Below are 19,690 nucleotides of genomic sequence, written 5' to 3'. Positions count from 1 at the left end.
GTGTGTTCGTGTCGCATGCCGTTCACCGTGCCGTCCAGAATAGCGGCTGCGCGTTCGGTACGCCCTCGCGCCGGGGGTACTTCTTCGGGGTGGGTCCGACCTTCTCGATCACGACCAGGGTGCGCGCGTCGCCCAGCACCGGCAGGGTGAAGGCGTCCACCTCGGTCACGCCGCCCCCGACCTCGCCCGCCGCGCGGCGACCGGCGTGCAGTTCCTCCTCGCTGATCGGCCCCTTCTGCGCCACGAGCAGCCCGCCGGGCTTCAGCAGCGGCAGGCCCAGTTCCGCCAGGATCGGCAGGGCCGCCACCGCGCGGCACACCACCCGGTCGTAGCGTTCGCGGTGTTCCGGGTCGCGGCCCAGCGTCTCGGCGCGGCCCACCAGCGGCGTCACACCTGTCAGGTTCAGCGCCTCGGCCGCCGAGCGCACGAAGTCGATCTTCTTGCGGATGGAGTCGAGCGGCGTGAAGGCCACCTCCGGGCGCACGATCGCCAGCGGCAGCGTCGGGAAGCCCGCCCCGGTCCCAATGTCCAGCACCCGCAGGCCCGCGCCGTCCAGATGCCCACCGCGCAGGCAGCTCAGGGAATCCACGAAATGCTTCAGGACGATGTCCGATTCCGTCTTCAGCGCCGTGAGGTTCACGCGGCTGTTCGCCTCGACCAGCAGGTCCAGCAACTGTTCGAACTGCGGCAGCTGCCCCTCGACGTTCAGGCCGAGTTCTGCCGCGCCCTGACCGAGGAGTGCCTGGCCCTCGGGCGTCACAGGCCGTACCTGACTTTCATATCCTGATACCTCTCGTAGACGTGTTCATCGATGTCCTCCAGCGGCAGCCGGTCCAGCAGGGGCAGCAGCGTCTCGCGCAGCACCTCGCCGCGCGCCATCCACTGAAAATAGCGCCTGCCGCCGTGGTTGTACGGCCCGTACAGTTTCGAGCCGGGGCACAGGCGCAGCAGCGTCTCGAAGAGTTTCTGGTGGCGGGTGTGCATCCGCAGCGTGATCTGCGGCTGCTTGCCGTCCCCGCCGAAGTGGCCCTCGCCGATCAGGATGCCCAGCAGCAGGCCGTCCTCGAAGGGGGTGTTGGTGGTGTTCACTGCTCCGGTCATCGAACCTCCCTTGTTTCACCGTCAAGTTTCCCGTGAAACGCAGGTGTGGTCAAGCGACGGAAGGATCGGAGGGAAGATCACCCTCCGATCCGTCTTGTTTCACCGTCAGGTTTCCCGTGAAACGTCTCCGCCCCGCTGCTTCAGGTGCACCAGCAGCGCGCTGATATCCGCGTGCCGCACGCCGGAAATCCGGCTGGCCTGCTCCACGGTCCGGGGTTGGGCGCGGCCCAGTTTCTCGCGCGCCTCGTTCGACAGCGCCGCGATCCCACTGAAATCGATGCCCTCCAGGCTCAGGCCGCGCGAGCGGTCCTCGGCCCGCAGCTGCACCTCGGCCCGGCGGATGTACCCGGCGTACTTCACGCGGATCTCCACCGCCTCGCGCTCGGCGGGCGACAGCTCGGGCAGGGTCACGCCCAGCGCCTCCACGTCCGGCAGGCTGAACTCCGGGCGGCGCAGCCACGCGTCCCCGGTCTGGCCCTGCACCCGCTGCCCCTCCAGCGCCGCGATACCGCCTTGCACCCGCGCGTACTTGGCCTGCACCCGCGCCAGTTCCGCGTCGTCCACCAGCCCCAGCGCATGCCCGATGGGCGTCATGCGCTCGTCGGCGTTGTCCTGACGCACCAGCAGGCGGTGCTCCACGCGGCTGGTCATCATGCGGTACGGCTCGTTGCTGCCCTTGAACACCAGTTCGTCCAGCAACACGCCGATGTACCCGGTTTCGCGCCCGATGAACGCCTCCTGCTCGCCCAGCGCGCGGCGGGCCGCGGCCGTCCCGGCGATCAGGCCCTGCGCTGCCGCCTCCTCGTAGCCGCTCGTGCCGTTGATCTGCCCGGCGGTGAACACGCCCGGCATCAGCTTCGATTCGAGGTTCAGGGACAGTTCCAGCGAGTCCACCACGTCGTATTCCACGGCGTACGCGTACCGCTGGATGACCGCCTGCTCGAAGCCCGGCAATGAGCGCACCAGCGCGTCCTGTAGGTGCGGCGGCAGCGACGAGCTGAAGCCCTGCAGGTACACCTCGCTGGTCTGCACGCCGTCCGGCTCCACGAACAGCAGGTGCCGGTCGTGATGCGCGAAGCGCACGACCTTGTCCTCGATGCTGGGGCAGTAACGCGGCCCCAGACCCTCGATATCCCCGGAGTACATCGGGGACTCGTGCAGGTTCTCGTTGATCAGGCGGTGCGTCTCGGCGGTCGTGTGCGTCTGCCAGGTGGGGGACTCGGCCGCGCGCGGGCCCGGCGTGCCCGTGAAGCCGCGCGGGTCCGGATCGGCGGGGATCTCCAGCAGTTCTGCAAAGTTCACCGCGTCGGCCCGCACGCGCGGCGGCGTGCCGGTCTTGTAGCGCTTCAGGACGTGCCCGGCGCGGGCCAGCGGCGCGGACAGGAAGCGTGCGGGCGGCTCGCCCTGGCGGCCCTCGGCGCGGGACTGCCGCCCGTACCACGTCACGCCGCGCATGAACGTCCCCGCCGCGACCACGACGCTGCGCGCCGCCAGTCGGCGCCCGTCGGTCGTGACGACCAGCCAGCCCCCCTGTCCGTCACTTTCCAGATCGGCGGCCTCGCCACGCAGGATGTCGATATTCGGATGCCCGAATATCACGTCCTGTGCCCGCTCGGCGTAGGCGTCGCGTTCGTTCTGCACGCGCAGGGACTGCACGGCAGGACCCTTGCTGGCGTTCAGGGTACGGGTGTGGATCGCGGTCTCGTCGGCCAGTCGGCCCATCAGGCCGCCCAGGGCCTGCAACTCGAACACCAGCTGGCTCTTGCCGGGGCCGCCCACCGCGGGGTTGCAGGGCATGCGGCCCACGGTGGCGGGGTTCCCGATCAGCAGGGCCACGCGGGAGAACTTCGCGGCGGCCCACGCCGCTTCCAGTCCCGCGTGCCCACCACCTATGACCAAGACATTCCAGCCGCTCATCAGCCCACCAGTGTACCTGTCCGGCACATGGGAAACGGTGATCCCGTGCGGCGCGGTATGGACCCCGCCGGGGGTGACCGGCCCAGCCGATCAGGGCCGTTGAGTCGCGCTGACCGCCCGCCTACCATGGGGGGATGAACTTCGAGCAGCTGCGTGCCGACCTGATCGGGACCGACACCGTGATCCGCACGCCCTTCGGGGAGCGGCGCGTCACGTACGCCGATTACGTCGCGTCGGGCCGCGCGCTGCGCAGCGTCGAGGAGCGCGTCGCGACCCTGGCGCTGCCGCTGTACGCGAACACCCACACCGAGGACAGCGCGACTGGCGCGCATTCCACGCACCTGACCCATCAGGCGGCCGAGTACGTCAAGGAGCAGCTGGGCGGTGACCGGACGTGCAAGCTGGTGTTCTGCGGTTCCGGCAGCACGGCGGCCGTGCGGCGCATGCAGGACATCCTGGGCCTGACGGTGGGTGCGCACCACCGCGCCGCGATCCTGGCCGGGATGCCGGTGGGGGAGAGGCCGGTCGTGTTCGTCGGCCCGTACGAGCACCACAGCAACGAGATCAGCTGGCGCGAGACGCTGGCCGAGGTCGTGGAGATCCCGCTGTGCGAACGCGGGAACCTCGACCTGGACGCCCTGGTGGCTGCGCTGAAGGACCCCAGCTACGCGGGGCGACCCAAGATCGGGTCGTTCAGCGCCGCGAGCAACGTGACCGGCCTGCTGACCGACACCCGCTCGGTGGCGCGTATCCTGCACGCGCACGGCGCGTACGCGTTCTTCGACTTTGCGGCCAGCGGCCCGTACGTGACCATCGACATGAAACCGGGTCGCCCCGACGGGTATGACGCGGTGTTCCTCAGCCCGCACAAGTTCGTGGGCGGCCCCGGCACGCCGGGCCTGCTGTGCTTCCGCGAGGACCTGTACCGGCTGGCGGTGCCCAGCACGCCGGGGGGCGGCACGGTCCGCTTCGTGAACCGCGAGCGGCAGATCTACGTGGACGACATCGAGGCCCGCGAGGACGCCGGGACGCCCGCGATTCTCGGGAAGATCCGCACGGCGCTGGCGTTCCGCGTGAAGGCGGAAGTGGGGGCCGCTCGGATCACCGAGCGGGAACACGAGCTGTTCAGCCGCGCCCTGACCCGCCTGACCGCCAACCCGCGCGTGCGGCTGCTGGGGAATCTGGAGGCGCCGCGGCTGGCGTTCCTGTCCTTCCTGACCTTCACGGCCGATGGTCGGCAACTGCACCCGCGGCTGGTGGTGCGGCTGCTGAACGACCTGTTCGGGATTCAGGCGCGGGGTGGCTGCGCGTGCGCCGGGCCGTACGGGCACGTGCTGCTGAACGTGGACGACCAGACCAGCGAGCGGTACATGCAGTGCGCGCTGAACCACGTGGACGGCGTGAAGCCCGGCTGGACGAGGTTGAACCTGGCGCCCTGGGCGACGGACGCCGAGGTGCAGTTCCTGCTGGACGCGGTCGAGTTCATTGCAGAGTTTGGGGAGCGCTTCGTGCCGCTGTACGCCTTCGACTGGAATTCGGGCGCGTGGACGCACCCTGCGGACGCCGCGCCGATGGATCTGTTCGGGAACGTGCGGCCACTGACCGGGACGGGTCCGGTGCCTTACGCGGCGTACCTGCAGGAGGCGCGTGCGCTGGCCGAGGGACTGAACCTGGCAGGGGAGGGGAGGGTGGTGCCCCCGCACGTGCCGGACGATCTGGTGTTCTTCGCCCACTGAGCCTGTCATGTCCAGCTTGGCAGGACGCATAAGGGTGTCTGCGCGGGGCGTGAGGAGTGGAACAGGTCTGGAATCGGTTCAGGTTCAGGGGGCAGGATTCGCGCCTCATGGGCAAACCGTCTAAAATGCCTAACGAGCGTTTGCTAGACAGATGAACTTCCGGTCCCTCCCCCGCCGCGCGGGTGGGGCGCACCGGTCAGGAGGCCCCAGCCCATGATTCAACCCTTCACCCCCGAACCCATCCGCTTCGTCGCGGAAGACGGGATGCCGGTGCAGCCCCTCCCGGAGCGCTACACGCCCGAGGTGCTGCGCGACCTGCACCGCCTGATGCTCCAGGCGCGCGAATTCGACCGCAAACTCATCACGCTGCTCCGGCAGGGCCGCACCACCTTCTACGCGCAGTCCAGCGGCATGGAAGCCACCCAGGTGGGCCTCGCCCGCTCCATTCGCGTCGGGCACGACTGGGTCTGGCCGTACTACCGCGACCACACCCTGGGCCTCGCCATGGGCGTCCCCATGTCCGAACTGATCAGCCAGTGCCTGGGCACCAACAGCGACTCCTGCCGGGGCCGCCAGATGCCGCACCATTTCGCCGCGCAGCGCCAGAACTTCGTGTCCATCAGCTCCAGCATCGCGTCGCAGGTGCCGCCCGCCGCCGGGAACGCCATGGCGCAGAAGTACCTCGGCGTGGACGAGATCACGGTGTGCACCTTCGGGGACGGCGCGACCAGCGAGGGCGACTGGCACGCCGGGATGAACATGGCGGGCGCCGCGCAGGCCCCCGCACTGTTCATCTGCGAGAACAACCAGTGGGCGATCAGCACCAGCATCCGCGAGCAGACCGCCAGCGAGACCATCCACATCAAGGCCAAGGCCTACGGCATGCCCGGCTACTACGTGGACGGCAACGACATCATCGCCGTGATGGAAGTCTGCGGATACGCCGCCGAGCAGGTCCGCAGCGGCCAGGGTCCCGCGCTGGTCGAGTGCCTGACCTACCGCGTCGGCTCGCACAGCAACGCGGACGCGGACGCCGAGAAGCACTACCGCACCCGCGAGGAAGTCGACGCGTGGCTGGCCCGCGACCCCATCACCCGCCTAGAGAACCTCCTGGCGCACCTGGGCCACCCCGTCACCGCCGAGGAGCGCGCCGCGATGATCGCGCAGACGCACCGCGAGGTGGACGAACAGGTCCTCGCCGCCGAGGCGACCGGGCAGCCCGACTGGCGCATCATGTTCGAGGACGTGTACGCCGACCTGCCCGACCACCTGCGCCAGCAGGAGGCGTTCCTGCGCGCCGAGCAGACCGGAGGCCGCGCGTGACCGCCACCCAGACCCGCCCGGAGGCTGCCCCCATGACGACCGGCCGAACCATCAACCTCATCCAGGCCGTCACCGAGGCCATCGCCGAGGAGATGGAACGCGACTCAAGGGTCGTGCTGTTCGGCGAGGACGTCGGCGCGCGCGGCGGCGTGTTCATGGCCACCGCCGGACTTCAGGAACGCTTCGGCAAGAACCGCGTGTTCGACACGCCCCTCAGCGAGGCCAGCATCGTCGGCGCCGCCGTCGGCATGGCCGTGCGCGGCCTGCGCCCCATCGCGGAAATCCAGTTCGCGGACTACATGGGCCCCGGCTTCGACCAGATCATCTCGCAGGCCGCCAAGATCCGCTACCGCTCTGGCGGGCAGTTCACGGCCCCCATGGTCATCCGCACCCCCTCGGGCGGCGGCGTGAAGGGCGGGCACCACCACAGCCAGAGCCCCGAGAGCTACTACACGCACACCCCGGGCCTGAAGGTCGTCATGCCCAGCACCCCCTACGACGCCAAGGGCCTGCTGAAGGCCGCGCTGCGCGGCGAGGACCCCGTCATCTACTTCGAACCCAAGCGCCTCTACCGCGCCGCGAAGGGCGAGGTGCCCGACCACGACTACGTCGTGAAACTGGGCGAGGCGGCCATCCGCCGCGAGGGCAGCGACCTGAGCCTCATCGGGTACGGCGGCGTGATGCCCGATCTGGAGAAGGCCGCCGACGCCCTGGCCGCCGAGGGCGTCAGCGTGGAGGTCATCGACCTGCGCTCCCTGGTCCCCTGGGACCGCGACCGGGTCCTGACCAGCGTCCAGAAGACCGGCCGGGCCGTCCTCGTCAGCGAGGCGCCGCGCATCAGCAACTTCATGGGTGAGGTCGCGTACGTCATCCAGGAGCAGGCCTTCGATTCCCTGACCGCCCCCGTCGGGCAGGTGGCGGGCTTCGACACGCCGTACCCGTACGTGCAGGACAAGGTGTACCTGCCCGGCGCGAACCGCATCGTGGCCGCCTGCGTCCAGGCGCTCAACTACTGACCCCATCCCCTGGCCCCTAAGCTGTCTCCATGCGACCTGACCTGCTGCGCCCCCTGCTGGGCACCCTGGGCCTGCTGATCGGCTTCACGCTGTACGCCCTCGCGGGAAAACTGGCCGAACCCTGGCAGAGCGCCGCCATTGGCGGCATGTTCGCCCTGCTGGGCGTGGGCGCCTGGGTGTACGCCCGCGGGGAACGCTGGATCCAGGGGCTGGGCCTCCTGCTGCTCATCTACGGACTGCTGCGCGCCACCGTGCTGCGCTGAACCGACACACCACCGCGTTTCTCCGTTCCGTGGCCGTGAGGAAAGCACTCCCGTCCACTCCACTCCAAACCGCTGTGCATCACGGTTTCTCGCTCCGCTCGGGTCAGGGGCTTTCGGGAACACCGCCCTCAAGACCCCTGACCACCGATAAACGAGGTCCACCATGAAAGAAGTGCTGCTGCCCGAACTGGCCGAGAGCGTCGTCGAGGGTGAAATCCTGAAATGGCTGGTGCAGGAGGGCGACACCATCGCCCTGGAACAACCCCTGTGCGAGGTCATGACCGACAAGGTCACCGTGGAACTCCCCAGCCCGGTCGCCGGGGTGCTCAGTAGGCGCCTCGCTGGCGAGGGGGACGTGGTGGCCGTGCACGCCGCCATCGCCCTGATCGACGAGACCGGCGGGGCCGCCGCTGCCCCCGCACCTGCCGCCACTGCCCCCGCCCCCGCTGCTGAGCCGCTGAGCACGCAGGCGCAGGAGGAACGCGAGCAGGTGGGCGGCAGCATCGTCGAGGCCGGACACCTCCAGAAGGGGGCCGACGACGATTCCACCAGCCTCTTCAAGGCGTTCTCCAGTGACGAGAAGGTGCAGGTGCAGGGCCTCGGCGCGCGTCAGCTATCCGCCCCCGCCGCCCCCACCCAGCCGACCCGCGCGGACGGCCGCGTGCTGGCCGTGCCCGCCGCGCGGCAGCTGGCGCGCGAACTGAACCTCGACCTGACGCAGGTGCGTGGCAGTGGCCCCAACGGCCGCATCCGCGTGAGCGACGTGCTGGCCCACCAGGGCATCAACCAGGGCCAGTCGGCCCCCGCGCAGCCCGCCGCCCCGGCCCAGGCGCCCGCACAGGCCGCCCAGCCCGCCGCTGCCCCCGCCGCGAAGGCCCCCGCTGCGGGCGGCCTGCCCGTCGCGCCCGTGCAGTACCGCACGCCCAAGGGCTACGAGCACCTTGAAGACCGCGTGCCGCTGCGGGGCATGCGCCGCGCCATCAGCAACCAGATGCAGGCCAGCCACCTGTACACGGTGCGCACCCTGACGGTGGACGAGGTGAACCTCAGCAAACTCGTCGAGTTCCGCGCGCGCGTCAAGGACGACGCCGCCGCGGCTGGCGTGAAGCTGTCGTACCTGCCGTTCATCTTCAAGGCCGTCGCCGCAGCGCTGCGGAAGTTCCCCAGCCTGAACACCAGCTTCGATGAGGCCACTCAGGAGATCGTCCAGAAGCGCTACTACAACATCGGCATGGCCGTCGCCACCGACGCGGGCCTGACCGTGCCCGTCCTGAAGGACGTGAACCACAAGAGCGTCTTCGACCTCGCCCGGGAAGTCAGCGACCTCGCCGTGCGCGCCCAGGGCGGCAAACTCCAGGCGGACGAACTGGCGGGCAGCACCTTCAGCGTCACGAACATCGGCTCGATCGGCGCACTGTTCTCCTTCCCGATCATCAACGTGCCCGACGCCGCCATCCTGGGCATCCACTCCATCCAGAAGCGGCCCATCGTGGACGAGTACGACAACATCGTCGTGGCGCACATGATGTACCTCAGCCTGTCCTTCGATCACCGCCTCGTGGACGGCGCCGAGGCCGCGCGCTTCTGCAAGGAAGTCATCCGCCTGCTCGAAAATCCCGACCGGCTGATGCTCGAAGCGATGTAAATCCGACTGGGCGAGGAGAGGCGGCCGGCCAGTCGGGTTCGCCTCCTCTCGCATGAAGGGCTCCTGAGGCGCCTCGCATCTTCCCGCTAGCCGGGACGGCGCAAGCTGAGGGCATGAGCGACGAGCAGAAGACCGGGTACGACCCTGCCAACAGCAGCCCCGCCGAGGGCCAGAGCCACACCATTCCCGACGAGGCCAAGGGCAAGGACCCGAACATCGACCCCGCTGCGAAGCCCGAACCCGCCGAGGGTGGCCGCGACGAGGTGGAGGGCGACAGCACCCCCAACCAGTCCTGAGGCCGTGACAGCTGAAACGACCCTGAACGTGGCCCGCCCGGATGACGAGCGGGCCGCGCTGCTCGTGTGGATGCACGGCACCCTGCGGCCCGAGTACGGCGAGCGCCCCCTGAAGCCCCGCCGGGAGCCGCTGCACGAACTGATCAGCACGATCCTCTCACAGCGCACCACGCACGCCGACGAGGAAGCCGCGTACCGGGAACTGCGGACGCTGGGCGACTGGGACGCCATCATCGCCGCGCCCGTGGAGGCCGTGGCGCACGCCATCCGCCGCAGCAACTACCCCGAGAGCAAGGCCCCGCGCATCCAGGCGACCCTGGCCGCGCTGCGCGACTCGCCCGGCGGGTACGACCTGAACTTCCTGCGCGACCTGCCCGTCAAGGACGCCCTGAAATTCCTGACGGACCTGCCCGGCGTGGGCATCAAGACCGCCAGCCTGGTGCTGCTGTTCAATTTTGCCCGCCCGGTGTTCCCGGTGGACACGCACGTCCACCGCGTCACGACCCGTGTGGGCGCCATCCCGAAGATGGGCGAACAGGCCGCGCACCGCGCCCTCCTGAAGCTGCTGCCGCCCGACCCGGCGTTCCTGTACGAACTGCACGTGAACCTGCTCCGGCACGGGCAGCGGGTCTGCTCGTGGTACGACCCGAAGTGCGGCGCGTGCGTCCTGCGTTCCCGCTGCGACGCCCACGCCCAGTACGGGGATGGGGTGCCCGCCTGGAAGGGTTGAGGCGGCGCGCCCTAGCCCGCTGTGTCACGCTGGGGGCATGTGGCGCTGGCTGCTGCCCCTGCTGATCGTCCCGGCGATCCCGTACGCCACGACGGGCGTGTGGGCGGACCGCCCGCCGCCATTGGAGATACGCCGCGTGACACCCGTGACCCTGCCCGAACCCCGTGACATTCCCGAACTGCTGGCCCGCCTGGACGCCTGGGTGGCGCGCGAGGTCCCGCTGCACCACGCCACGCTGCGCCCCGGCGTGACGGACGCCGCGCTGGACGCCTTCGAGGTGCGGCAGGGCGTGACGCTGCCCCCGGCCCTGCGCGCCCTGTACCGCTGGCATGACGGCGGCGACCTGTTCGGCCTGAAATTCCTGAGCCTGGAGCATCTGGAATTCCAGCGGGTGGCGTGGGCGGAACTCGCCGCCGACCGCATGACCGATCTGGACGAGGTCGTGGTGTCGCACCCGCCCGGCGCGATCCGCCTGCTGTATGCCACGGGCGACTGGCTGCCGTTCCTGCACGACGGGGGCGGGAACCACGTGGCGCTCGATCTTCATCCCGGCCCGACTGGGCGGCCAGGGCAGGTCATCACGACGGGCCGCGACGAGGAACACCGGTTCGTGCTGGCGCCCGATCTCGACACCTTCCTGCGGGAGTACCTGCGCCGCCTGGAATCAGGCCGGGTGACGGTGCGGCGCCTGAGCGGTTTTCATGACGAGACCTGGGAGGTGCGCCTTCAGGAACCCGGCGGACGCGCCCCGGACGGGTACGTCGTGCTGGCAGACCTGTTCCCCGCGTTCGGCGCGGCCCCCGAGCGCATGGACACCCGCCCCCACTGACCCGGGCCGTTCACTCCCTGTCGGGGTGCTGGCGGAGTTCCTGTGGGGTGTGGCCCGTCCAGGCTTTCAGGGCGCGGCGGAAGCTGCGGGCGTCGCTGAAGCCCAGGCGCTGCGCGACCGTCTCGGTCGAGTCCGGGGTGTGGGTCAGCCACTCGCGGGCCTCGTCGAGGAGCACCCCGGCGCGGACCTCGCGGAAGGTGGTGCCCAGGCGGGACAGGCGGTGGCGGACCGTGCGGGGGTGTAGGCCCAGCAGCGCGGCGACGGTGCCCAGGTCGCGGTCGTGGGGTGGCTGGAGGCGCAGGCAGTCGCGCAGTTGCGCGTCGAAGGTCTGGTCGGACTGCGGGGGGGCCGCGTGGGTCAGGCGGCCGCACCACGCCAGGGCGTCGCGGTGCGTGGCGGGGTCGGCGCGCAGCAGGGGCAGGGTCAGCCACGCGCCGGGCAGGACGACGGTGCTGTGCGGCGCGCCGAACGTGACGGGGCCGAACGCCGCGTGGTAGCGCAGGCGGCCGTCCAGCGGTGGGGACGGCCCGGTCAGGTCGGTGCGGTGGGGGCGCAGGTCGCGCCCGGTCTCCTGGCGGAGGATGCCGAGCAGGCTGGCGATGAATTCCTCGGTCAGGAAGCGTTCCACGTCGGCGTGCAGTTCCGCCCCGGCGCGCAGGTGCAGGTGCAGTTCGCCCGGGTGCTGGGTGGCGCGCAGGATCAGGGGCGTGCCGATCAGGTGCTGGAAGCGCAGGCCGATGTGCAGGGCGTCGCCGACGGTGGGGGCGGTCATCATGGCGAACCCGGCGGGGCCGAAGGCGGTCAGGGTCTGCGCGGCGCCGATCTCGAGGCCGGGTGCGTGGGGGGGCAGGCCGGGCAGGGCCGCGCGGATCAGGGTGTTCACCTGCGGGGCGTTCAGTTGCGGTGGGGGTTGCGCGGCGTCCAGTTCCGCGCGCCAGTGCCGCAGGTGCCGCGTCAGGGGGTGCGTGGGGGGGAGGTCGCGCGTGGCGGCGAGCAGGGCGCGCCACAGGACGGGCGCGAACCGCAGCGGGCGCGGCGGCGCCAGGGCTGGTGATGGTGGGTGCTGGCTGTCCGATCCGGTCTCCCGATCATTGCCCATTCGGTCCCCCTGGCGCTCCAGTGTAACCCTGGGCGCGCGCTGGGCCGCGTGATTCCATACCGGCACCCTCGCCCGGCCGGTCCGGGGAGACCGGAGGCATACATGAACGAACCCACGTACCTGATCATCGGGGCCGGACCCTGCGGCCTGTCCCTCGCACGCGCCTTCACGCAGGCGGGCCTGTCCTACGAGCAGGTGGAACGCCACACCGACGTGGGCGGCATCTGGGACATCGAGAACCCGGGCACGCCCATGTACCGCTCGGCACACTTCATCTCGTCGAAGACCACCTCGGCGTTCCTGGGGTTCCCCATGCCCGCCGACTACCCCGACTACCCCACCAACCGGCAGATCCTCGCGTACCTGCGGTCGTTCGCGCGGACGTTCGGGCTGTACGGCCGCATCCGCTTCGGGGTGGGTGTCCTGGACGTGCAGGAGATGCCGGGCGGCTGGCAGGTGGCCTTCACGGACGGGCAGGTCCGCACGTACGCCGGGGTGATCTGCGCGACCGGCACGAACTGGGAACCGCAGATGCCGGAACTGCCCGGCGTGTTCGGCGGCGAGGTCCGCCACAGCGTCACGTACACCAGCCCCGACGAGTTCCGGGGGCGGCGCGTGCTGGTGCTGGGCGCCGGGAATTCCGGGTGCGACATCGCCTGCGACGCCGCCCGCAGCGCCGACGCGGCGTTCATCAGCATGCGGCGCGGGTACCACTTCATTCCCAAGCGGGTGTTCGGGCGGCCCGCCGACACCCTGGCGGCCGGGGGTCCGCACCTCCCGGCGTTCATCGAGCGGCCCGTCATGCAGGGCCTGCTGCGCCTCGTGACCGGCGACCTGACGAAACTGGGCCTGCCGAAACCCGACCACCGCCTGTTCGAATCGCATCCCATCGTGAACGACCAGCTGCTGCACCACCTCGCGCACGGGGACATCCGCGTGAAGGGCGACGTGGCGCGCCTGGACGGCCCGGACGTCGTGTTCCGCGACGGCACGCGCGAGGCGGTGGACCTGATCATCTGCGCCACCGGGTACACCATGAACATCCCCTACGCCCGCCGGTACTTCGAATGGAAATCCGAACGCCCGGACCTGTACCTGACCATGTTCAACCGCGCGCACCACAACCTGTTCGGGCTGGGGTACCTGGAAACCGACGGGTCCCTGTACCCCCTGGCCGACTGGATGGCGCACCTGCTCACGCAGTACCTGCTGGAGCAGCGGGCGTACCCCGGCGGGCCGCAACCCTTCGACACCCTGATCCGCGAGGACCGCACCGACCTGTCCGGCGGCGCGCACGTGGACAGCCCCCGGCACGCGCTGTACGTGCAGCGCCGCGCGTTCCTGACGCACCTGCGCGCCCTGTGCCGCCGCCTGAACTGGCCCGAACCGGACGAGGCGGCCCTGAGCGTCCCCGCCCGCCAGGCGGTGAGCGCATGACCCGCGCCGCCCTCACTCCCCGCTCTGGCCGCACCCCGCAGGGCGCCGTGGCCGTCGTGACCGGCGCCGCCGGGGCCATCGGCACCGAGATCGCCCTGGCCCTCGACGCCGCCGGGGCGCAGCTGGCCCTGGTGGACCTGCGCCGCGACGGCCTGGAGGCCGTGCAGGCCCGCCTGAGCCGCCCCGCGCAGCTCATCGCCGCCGACCTGACCCGCGCGGCGGACATCACCCGCATCCGCGAGGAGGTCATCCACCGGCATGGCGCGTGCCACCTGCTGATCAACAACGCGGGCGTCGTGATCGTGGAACCTTTCGAGACCAGCCGGACCGACACCATCGAGACGGAACTGAACGTGAACCTGCTGGCCCCCGCGCTGCTCAGCCGCGAATTCTTCCCGTGGCTGCGCCTGGGCCGCGACCAGGGCGGCGCGTGGCAGCAGGGGCAGATCGTGACCGTCGTGTCCATGGCGGGCATCATCCCCATCGCCGAGAGCGCCGTGTACACCGCCTCGAAGTTCGGGCTGCGCGGCCTGATGCTGGCCCTCGCGCAGCGCTTCGCGGGGCAGGGTGTGCTCGTCAGCTCCATCCTGCCGGGCGGGGTGGACACCGGCATGCTGCGCCACGAGGCCACGCACGGCGGCAGCCCACTGAACTTCCTGAGCGAACCCCAGACCGCCCGGCAGGTCGCGCAGGCCGTCCTGGCCAGCATCCACCGCCCGCGACTGGAACGTTACGTGCCGTACGGGGACGGCCTGTCCGGCCGACTGGCGATGCTGTGGCCCGGCCTGCTGCCCCGCCTGACGCCGCTGATGAACGTCCTCGGGGAACGCGGCCGCCAGCGGTACCTGAAAGCGCGTGGCCTGACAGCCGTCATCCCGCACGACTCTGCCCGGATGCCCTGATCAGGTGCCCGCCTGGAAGGGGTAGGCTCGGCCCATGAGCGACGCCTTCCTGATCCTGGGTGCGCCCGCTGCCGGGAAGAGCACGGTGGCCCGGGCACTGACGCGCCGCTTCACGCGGGGCGTGCACATCCCGGTGGATGACGTGCGGCACATGGTGACGTCCGGGCTGGTGGACATGAGTTTCGAGATCAGCGACCACCTGCTCGCCCAGCTGGCGCTGGCGCACGAGGCGGCCGCGCTGATGGCCCGCACGTACACCCGGGGCGGGTTTACCGTGGCGCTGGACGACTTCTGGTTCGGGGCGCAGCCCGAGGCGGACTACACGCGGGTGCTCGGCCCGGACCTGCACCTCGTGCTACTGCGCCCCCAGCGGGCGGCCGCGCTGGCGCGACTGGCCGCGCGGGGGACGGACGGGGACAGTTTCCGCCCGCTGCTGGAACAGGCGATCGCGTTCGTGGACGATGAACTGGAACGCCACCCGAAGACGGGCTGGCACGTCATCGACTCCACCCGACTGACGGTGGAGGAGACCGTGGACGCCATCCTGCACGCCACGGGCGTCCAGCCCCGCTGAGCCTCAGCCCAGGTGCGCGCGGGCCAGTGCCTCGCCCTCCCGGTGGGCAGCGTGAACGACGGGGCAGGGTGGCTGCGGCTGCGGGTGGCCTTCCGGGAGTACACCGACCTGCCGGGTGCCGACTGTCTCGGCCCCGAGGGTCTGTTGGTACGCGGCCAGGAAGGCCAGCAGCGCCGAGGCGGTCTGCTGGTCTTCGCGGTGCATGCTCAGCCGCGTTCGCGTTCGCGCAGGATCAGCTGGATGAGGCCCATCAGGACCAGTTCGTCGTCCTGCCCGGCGCGCGGCTGCAACTCCTCGACGGTGAAGCGGCGGGCCATGAAGCTGCGTTTCTTGTGCACGCGGTACGCGGCCTGCCCACCCGTGTCGGTGACGGTGTACGTGGGGTTCACGAGGTAGTCGAAGCCCATGGCGATGAAATCCCCGATGAACGGAATGGCGTCCAGCGCGCCCTCGATCAGGCCGAGCCAGGGGTGGTCGTCGCGGATGGTGAAGCGTGGTTCGCCGTTCGGGCCGAGCAGGTCGTACCCGGCGGCCCACAGGGTCCGCATGCCCTGCGCCTGCAGGGCGCCGACGGGCGTGCCGTCCAGCCGTTCGATCAGGCGCGACGCCTTCCAGTCCAGCGCACCCGCAAGGAAGCCCTTGGCTTTCATGCGGTGGGTCTGCACCTGTTTCTGCTCGTCGCGGTAGATGCGGACCTCGTCACGGACGCTGAAGGTCTTCTCCTTCACCACCGCGACGAGTTGCCCGCGCGCGTCGGTGACGCGCAGTTCGGTGAAGAGACTGAATTTGAATTCCAGCGTCAGGGGGAAGGCGAGGCTCATGCCCCCGGGTACGGCCTCAGCTCTGGGTCGGTTCCCACACGTCGAGGCGGGTGCCGCGCGTCACGCCTGCGCCCTGCGCCCAGGTGTGCGCGGGCTGCGCCTTGCGGGCCTCGGGCTGCACGGTGCGGATCAGCACGGCGCCGTCGCGCGCGGCGACGGTCAGGCCGCTTTCAGTGACGCCCAGCACCTCGCCCGGCTGGCCGGACCCGGCCGTGACGCTCAGGCCGCCGAGTTTCAGGCGGGCGCCGCCCAGGAACGCGGTCGTCTGCGGCCACGCGGCCACGCCCCGGGAGCGGTTGACGATCTGCGCGGCGGTGTCGCCCCAGCGGACGAAGCCGTCCTCCTTCACGAGCATGGGCGCGTGCGTGGCCCTGGCCTCGTCCTGCGGGGTGGGGGAGAGGCCATCCAGGTTAGAGAGGGCCTGCACGATCAGCCGCGACGCCTGCGCGCTCAGGGCGTCCGCCAAGTCGAGGCTGGTCCAGTCGGGCGCGATGGGCAGCGCCTCCTGAAGCAGCACCGGGCCGGTATCCATGCCCTCGTCGGTCTGCATGATCGTCGTGCCCGTCACCGCCTCGCCGTTCACCAGCGCCCACTGGATCGGCGCGGAGCCCCGGTACGCGGGCAGCAGGCTGGTGTGCGTGTTCAGGAACCCGTAGCGGGGAATGTTCAGCACGCTCAGGGGCAGGATCTTCCCGTACGCGCAGGTGACCGCCACGTCCGCGCCGGACTCACGCAGCGTCGCCTCGAATGCCGCGTTCCCCCGCAGTTTTTTGGGCTGCGCGAGGGGCAGGCCCAGTTCTGCCGCGCGGGCCGCGACGGGTGGGGGCGTCAGCTTCAGGCCGCGCCCCACCGGCTTGTCCGGCTGCGCGACGACCAGCACCACCTGAAAGTGCTCGCGGATGGCGTCCAGCACCGGCAGCGCGAACGCGGGCGACCCGAAGAACGCCACGCGCGGCCCGCCGCCGGTCAAAGGCCCGCCTTGCGCTGCCGCTCATGCGCGGCCAGGTCATTCAGGAACGTGCGGGACTTCTGCTGGATCGCCAGCAGCTCCTTGCGGTAGTCCTCGGTCACCTCGGCGGGCAGGCGGTCCAGGAACAGCACGCCGTCCAGGTGATCCGCCTCGTGCTGGAACACCCGCGCCAGGAAATCATCCGCCTCGATCACGCGGGCCGCGCCGTCCAGGTCGGTGTAACTCACCTGCACCGCGCGGGCGCGCGGCACGCCCTCCTCGTAGATGCCGGGAATGCTCAGGCACCCCTCCTGGTACGAGCGGTCCTTCTTCTTGTCGATGACCTTCAGGAGCGGGTTGAGCATCACGAAGTCACGCAGCACGCGGGACTTCAGCGGCTTTTCCTGACCCTCGTTCTCCTCCTCGTCGTCCTCGTACTCGACCGCCACGAACAGCCGCACGGGCAGGCCGATCTGCGGCGCGGCCAGCCCCACGCCATGCGCCTCGAACATCGTCTCCAGCATGGTGTCCGCCACCTGACGCACCGTCTGCGGATCGAAGCCCGGCACGGTCAGGGTGTCGGTCGCCTGGAGGGGCTTGGCCTTGCGGCGCAGGACGGGGTCACCGTACAGGCGCAGCGGGTACACGCGGGGGGAGGCAGGGTCGCTCACAATGCTCCTGTTTTACCAGAACGCCCCCAGAAGCGACCCTGCCCTGCCTTCCAGATCCCGCCGGGCGGCGGGTGGGGGGAGTGTGAAGTGCGCCTTAAAGAAACCGGCCCACGGGGGTCAGGCTGACCTGCTCAGATGACCGGACGACCCTCAAGCCCCGTCCTGCATTCAAGGAGCCCCTCATGCGACCCAACCTGCTGACCCTGACCGCCACCCTGGCCCTGACCGCGCCCCTGCAATTCGCCGCCGCACAGACCGACACCACCCAGACCACCACGACGCAGACGCCCGCCGCGCTCGCCGCCGACGCCCGCGCCCTGGCCGACAAGGCCCGCGCCACCTACCCCAGAGGCAGCGCGAACATCGACCAGACCCTCTGGAAGCAGGCTGCCGCCGCCGCCGAGGCCGCCGTCGCCGCCGCGCCCGGCAACCCTGAGTACCTGAAACTCCGCGCGAACATCTACACCGAGGTCGGCTTCTGGAAACAGGCGGAAACCACCTGGACCGCGTACTTCCAGGCGGCCCCGAACGCTGCGCGGAACACCCCCGAGGCGAAGAGCGCCGCCACGGTCCAGTACAACCTCGGGTACGCCGCGTACACCCGCAACCAGCCGGATCAGGCCGCGAAGTTCTTCGACACCTGCCTGACCTTCGACCCTGCCAGCGCCCCCTGCGCCACCTGGGCCGCCCGCACCGCGCTGGAAGCCGGGCAGTACACTCAGGCCCGCACCCTGTACGACCGCGCACTGACCCTGAACCCCGGCGACAAGACCCTCACGTACTTCCGCTCGCTGACCGACAAGGCCGCGCAGTACGGCCCCGCCGCCACCCGCGCCTTCAGCCGCGCGTACGGCGACCTGGACGCCGGACGCAAAGCCCAGGCCCTCGCCGGATTCCAGGAGGCCGCCCGCAGCGCCCCCAACTTCGCCGACGCGCAGCGCGAAGCCGGACGCCTCGCCCTGGACCTGGACAACACCCAGGCCGCGCTGGACGCGTACACGGCCCTGGGTGCCCTGCCCGGCGCGACCGCCAGCGACCGGTACAACCTCGCCCTGGCGCAGGAAGCGCAGACGTACGGCCTCCAGGCGGTCCGCACCTACCGCGACGCGTACGCCAAATACGCCGCCGGGAACAAGGCAGCCGCTGAAGAGGGCTTCCAGGCTGCCACCCAGCAGAATCCCAGGTACGCCAAGGCCTGGGCGTGGCTGGGCCGCACCCGCTACGAACGCAAGGACTACCCCGGTGCGGCCGCCGCATACACCCAGGCCGTCGCCCTGGACCCCACCGACAAGAGCAGCGCCTACTACCTGAAACTCGCCCAGCAGGGCAAGTAATTTCCAATGGAAAGCGGCCCCCTACGACGAGGGGGCCGCTTCGCCGTTCAGTCCGGGATGAGGTCGTGCGGGTCGGGTGTCAGGCACGCGGCCCACGCGGCCTCGAACTCCGCGCGGTCCAGGCCCCGGCCGATCACCACGAGTTCGGACGTGCCGTCACCAGCCTCCCAGGCGTCGGCGGTGAACAGGTCCCGCACCGCCTGGAACAGGATGCGCTGCGGGTACCCGAACAGGTCGAGGAACCCCTTGGCACGCAGGACCTCCGCCGGGCGGGACAGCAGGTAGTCGGTCATGAACCGCTGCCACGCGTATGGGTCCAGGGGGCGGTCGGCGCGCAGCGTGAAGGACTTCAGGCCCGGCGTGTGCGCCGCGCGGGTATCCACGCCGTCCAGCACGCGCGGGTCGAAATCGTCGCGGGCCAGCAGCGCTTCCGCGTCAATCTGCCCCTGCTCCACCCGCTTGAGGTCCGCCAGCGGATTCACGCCCCTCAGCACGCCCTGCGCGTGCTCCAGCAGGGCCAGGTCGGCGAGGTCGGTCTTGTTCAGCACGACCACGTTCGCGTACGCCAGCTGCCGCGCCGCCTCCGGATGCTCCCGCAGCGTCTGCAGGGCGTGCCGGGCGTCCACGACCGCCACGAGCGTCGTTACGCGGAACGCCGCGCGCACCGAGCGTTCCAGCAGCGTCGTCAGCACCGGCGTCGGGTCGGCCACGCCGGACAGCTCCACGATCACCGCGTCCGGCTTCTGCTCCCGCATGGCGATCGTCACCAGCGCCCGCAGCAGGTCGTCGCGGCCCGTGCAGCACAGGCACCCGGCGGTCAGTTCCGTCACGTCATCCTGCAGCCGCTCGATCAGGGAACCGTCCACGCCCTGCGCGCCGAACTCGTTCACGATCACACCCAGCCGGTGCGGCAGCGACCGGATCAGGTGATTCACCAGCGTCGTCTTCCCGGCCCCCAGAAAGCCGCCCACCACCACCACAGGAATCCGGTCATCCGGCCGCGCACTCGTCATGCCGCGCAGCATACGGGCTGACCGGATCAAGGAA

The 19,690-nt window shown here is 70.5% G+C and carries 21 protein-coding genes; 12 read left to right on the top strand and 9 right to left on the bottom strand.

From position 1 onward, the window contains the following. Positions 1–22: 22 nt before the first annotated feature. From rsmG to mnmG, 3 genes are all read right to left on the bottom strand, one after another. Positions 23–760 (bottom strand): 16S rRNA (guanine(527)-N(7))-methyltransferase RsmG, encoded by a 738-nt coding sequence (rsmG, locus tag SY84_RS08935; protein ID WP_046843729.1) that lies wholly within the window; start codon positions 758–760, stop codon positions 23–25. Continuing rightward, the gene (locus SY84_RS08930; protein ID WP_046843728.1) at positions 757–1,101 is read right to left on the bottom strand and encodes a hypothetical protein; all 345 of its coding nucleotides are present in this window, start codon (positions 1,099–1,101) and stop codon (positions 757–759) included. The genes rsmG and SY84_RS08930 overlap by 4 nt, the downstream gene beginning before the upstream one ends. A gap of 105 nt (positions 1,102–1,206) precedes the next feature. Continuing rightward, on the bottom strand, positions 1,207–3,018 hold the full coding sequence (mnmG, locus tag SY84_RS08925; RefSeq protein ID WP_046843727.1) for a tRNA uridine-5-carboxymethylaminomethyl(34) synthesis enzyme MnmG: 1,812 nt from the start codon (positions 3,016–3,018) through the stop codon (positions 1,207–1,209). 134 nt (positions 3,019–3,152) lie between these two features. Here mnmG and SY84_RS08920 point away from each other — a divergent pair, with 134 nt between their 5' ends. The 8 genes from SY84_RS08920 to SY84_RS08885 all read left to right on the top strand — a co-directional run bounded on the left by SY84_RS08920 (position 3,153) and on the right by SY84_RS08885 (position 10,856). Continuing rightward, entirely contained in the window at positions 3,153–4,754 is a 1,602-nt protein-coding gene (locus SY84_RS08920; RefSeq protein WP_046843726.1) for an aminotransferase class V-fold PLP-dependent enzyme, read from the top strand. Positions 4,755–4,967: 213 nt separating this feature from the next. Further along, the gene (locus SY84_RS08915) at positions 4,968–6,077 is read left to right on the top strand and encodes a thiamine pyrophosphate-dependent dehydrogenase E1 component subunit alpha (protein WP_046843725.1); all 1,110 of its coding nucleotides are present in this window, start codon (positions 4,968–4,970) and stop codon (positions 6,075–6,077) included. Then, on the top strand, positions 6,074–7,093 hold the full coding sequence (locus tag SY84_RS08910; protein ID WP_046843724.1) for an alpha-ketoacid dehydrogenase subunit beta: 1,020 nt from the start codon (positions 6,074–6,076) through the stop codon (positions 7,091–7,093). Before SY84_RS08915 ends, SY84_RS08910 begins: the two co-directional genes overlap by 4 nt. A 29-nt stretch (positions 7,094–7,122) precedes the next feature. Then, positions 7,123–7,356: a hypothetical protein gene (locus SY84_RS08905; protein ID WP_046843723.1), complete on the top strand. Its 234-nt coding sequence runs from the start codon at positions 7,123–7,125 to the stop codon at positions 7,354–7,356. Between the two features lie 163 nt (positions 7,357–7,519). Then, positions 7,520–9,001, top strand: a complete 1,482-nt coding sequence (locus SY84_RS08900; RefSeq protein WP_046843722.1) for a dihydrolipoamide acetyltransferase family protein — start codon at positions 7,520–7,522, stop codon at positions 8,999–9,001. A gap of 113 nt (positions 9,002–9,114) precedes the next feature. Continuing rightward, positions 9,115–9,297: a hypothetical protein gene (locus SY84_RS08895; protein WP_046843721.1), complete on the top strand. Its 183-nt coding sequence runs from the start codon at positions 9,115–9,117 to the stop codon at positions 9,295–9,297. 70 nt (positions 9,298–9,367) lie between these two features. Next, a complete protein-coding gene (locus SY84_RS08890; protein WP_081424687.1) occupies positions 9,368–10,027 on the top strand; it encodes an endonuclease III domain-containing protein in 660 nt (219 codons plus the stop codon). A gap of 37 nt (positions 10,028–10,064) precedes the next feature. After that, a complete protein-coding gene (locus SY84_RS08885; protein ID WP_052751092.1) occupies positions 10,065–10,856 on the top strand; it encodes an SMI1/KNR4 family protein in 792 nt (263 codons plus the stop codon). Between the two features lie 10 nt (positions 10,857–10,866). On the opposite strand, the gene SY84_RS08880 is transcribed toward SY84_RS08885, so the two are convergent. Continuing rightward, positions 10,867–11,955, bottom strand: a complete 1,089-nt coding sequence (locus SY84_RS08880) for an AraC family transcriptional regulator (protein WP_046843719.1) — start codon at positions 11,953–11,955, stop codon at positions 10,867–10,869. Positions 11,956–12,057: 102 nt separating this feature from the next. On the opposite strand from SY84_RS08880, the gene SY84_RS08875 reads away from it, so the two are divergent. The 3 genes from SY84_RS08875 to SY84_RS08865 are packed head-to-tail and all read left to right on the top strand — an operon-like array spanning position 12,058 to position 14,868. Then, a complete protein-coding gene (locus SY84_RS08875) occupies positions 12,058–13,392 on the top strand; it encodes a flavin-containing monooxygenase (protein WP_046843718.1) in 1,335 nt (444 codons plus the stop codon). Next, positions 13,389–14,294, top strand: a complete 906-nt coding sequence (locus SY84_RS08870; protein WP_046843717.1) for an SDR family NAD(P)-dependent oxidoreductase — start codon at positions 13,389–13,391, stop codon at positions 14,292–14,294. The genes SY84_RS08875 and SY84_RS08870 overlap by 4 nt, the downstream gene beginning before the upstream one ends. A 34-nt stretch (positions 14,295–14,328) precedes the next feature. Next, positions 14,329–14,868, top strand: coding sequence for an AAA family ATPase (locus tag SY84_RS08865; RefSeq protein ID WP_046843716.1), 540 nt, complete (start codon positions 14,329–14,331; stop codon positions 14,866–14,868). Positions 14,869–14,871: 3 nt separating this feature from the next. On the opposite strand, the gene SY84_RS08860 is transcribed toward SY84_RS08865, so the two are convergent. The 4 genes from SY84_RS08860 to def are packed head-to-tail and all read right to left on the bottom strand — an operon-like array spanning position 14,872 to position 17,309. Further along, the gene (locus SY84_RS08860) at positions 14,872–15,072 is read right to left on the bottom strand and encodes a hypothetical protein (protein WP_046843715.1); all 201 of its coding nucleotides are present in this window, start codon (positions 15,070–15,072) and stop codon (positions 14,872–14,874) included. Between the two features lie 2 nt (positions 15,073–15,074). Then, a complete protein-coding gene (locus SY84_RS08855; RefSeq protein ID WP_046843714.1) occupies positions 15,075–15,689 on the bottom strand; it encodes a hypothetical protein in 615 nt (204 codons plus the stop codon). Positions 15,690–15,705: 16 nt separating this feature from the next. Continuing rightward, positions 15,706–16,659 (bottom strand): methionyl-tRNA formyltransferase, encoded by a 954-nt coding sequence (gene fmt, locus SY84_RS08850; protein ID WP_046843713.1) that lies wholly within the window; start codon positions 16,657–16,659, stop codon positions 15,706–15,708. Next, the gene (gene def, locus SY84_RS08845; RefSeq protein ID WP_046843712.1) at positions 16,656–17,309 is read right to left on the bottom strand and encodes a peptide deformylase; all 654 of its coding nucleotides are present in this window, start codon (positions 17,307–17,309) and stop codon (positions 16,656–16,658) included. Before def ends, fmt begins: the two co-directional genes overlap by 4 nt. A gap of 182 nt (positions 17,310–17,491) precedes the next feature. On the opposite strand from def, the gene SY84_RS08840 reads away from it, so the two are divergent. Further along, entirely contained in the window at positions 17,492–18,643 is a 1,152-nt protein-coding gene (locus SY84_RS08840; RefSeq protein ID WP_046843711.1) for a tetratricopeptide repeat protein, read from the top strand. 47 nt (positions 18,644–18,690) lie between these two features. On the opposite strand, the gene SY84_RS08835 is transcribed toward SY84_RS08840, so the two are convergent. Next, positions 18,691–19,656 (bottom strand): CobW family GTP-binding protein, encoded by a 966-nt coding sequence (locus tag SY84_RS08835; protein ID WP_081424552.1) that lies wholly within the window; start codon positions 19,654–19,656, stop codon positions 18,691–18,693. Between the last annotated feature and the right edge of the window lie 34 nt (positions 19,657–19,690).

The organism is Deinococcus soli (ex Cha et al. 2016), assembly GCF_001007995.1.
GTDB lineage: Bacteria > Deinococcota > Deinococci > Deinococcales > Deinococcaceae > Deinococcus > Deinococcus soli.
The sequence above is the reverse complement of the archived record's forward strand: the minus strand, read 5'-3'. Positions and strand labels throughout refer to the sequence as shown.

Excerpts from the sequence above, each read along its gene's own strand:
- SY84_RS08930 (WP_046843728.1), bottom strand. The coding sequence starts at position 1,101 with ATGACCGGAGCAGTGAACACCACCAACACCCCCTTCGAGGACGGCCTG.
- mnmG (WP_046843727.1), bottom strand. The coding sequence starts at position 3,018 with ATGAGCGGCTGGAATGTCTTGGTCATAGGTGGTGGGCACGCGGGACTG.
- SY84_RS08920 (WP_046843726.1), top strand. The coding sequence starts at position 3,153 with ATGAACTTCGAGCAGCTGCGTGCCGACCTGATCGGGACCGACACCGTG.
- SY84_RS08915 (WP_046843725.1), top strand. The coding sequence starts at position 4,968 with ATGATTCAACCCTTCACCCCCGAACCCATCCGCTTCGTCGCGGAAGAC.
- SY84_RS08905 (WP_046843723.1), top strand. The coding sequence starts at position 7,123 with ATGCGACCTGACCTGCTGCGCCCCCTGCTGGGCACCCTGGGCCTGCTG.
- SY84_RS08900 (WP_046843722.1), top strand. The coding sequence starts at position 7,520 with ATGAAAGAAGTGCTGCTGCCCGAACTGGCCGAGAGCGTCGTCGAGGGT.
- SY84_RS08895 (WP_046843721.1), top strand. The coding sequence starts at position 9,115 with ATGAGCGACGAGCAGAAGACCGGGTACGACCCTGCCAACAGCAGCCCC.
- SY84_RS08890 (WP_081424687.1), top strand. The coding sequence starts at position 9,368 with ATGCACGGCACCCTGCGGCCCGAGTACGGCGAGCGCCCCCTGAAGCCC.
- SY84_RS08885 (WP_052751092.1), top strand. The coding sequence starts at position 10,065 with ATGTGGCGCTGGCTGCTGCCCCTGCTGATCGTCCCGGCGATCCCGTAC.
- SY84_RS08880 (WP_046843719.1), bottom strand. The coding sequence starts at position 11,955 with ATGGGCAATGATCGGGAGACCGGATCGGACAGCCAGCACCCACCATCA.
- SY84_RS08875 (WP_046843718.1), top strand. The coding sequence starts at position 12,058 with ATGAACGAACCCACGTACCTGATCATCGGGGCCGGACCCTGCGGCCTG.
- SY84_RS08870 (WP_046843717.1), top strand. The coding sequence starts at position 13,389 with ATGACCCGCGCCGCCCTCACTCCCCGCTCTGGCCGCACCCCGCAGGGC.
- SY84_RS08865 (WP_046843716.1), top strand. The coding sequence starts at position 14,329 with ATGAGCGACGCCTTCCTGATCCTGGGTGCGCCCGCTGCCGGGAAGAGC.
- SY84_RS08860 (WP_046843715.1), bottom strand. The coding sequence starts at position 15,072 with ATGCACCGCGAAGACCAGCAGACCGCCTCGGCGCTGCTGGCCTTCCTG.
- SY84_RS08855 (WP_046843714.1), bottom strand. The coding sequence starts at position 15,689 with ATGAGCCTCGCCTTCCCCCTGACGCTGGAATTCAAATTCAGTCTCTTC.
- SY84_RS08840 (WP_046843711.1), top strand. The coding sequence starts at position 17,492 with ATGCGACCCAACCTGCTGACCCTGACCGCCACCCTGGCCCTGACCGCG.
- SY84_RS08835 (WP_081424552.1), bottom strand. The coding sequence starts at position 19,656 with ATGACGAGTGCGCGGCCGGATGACCGGATTCCTGTGGTGGTGGTGGGC.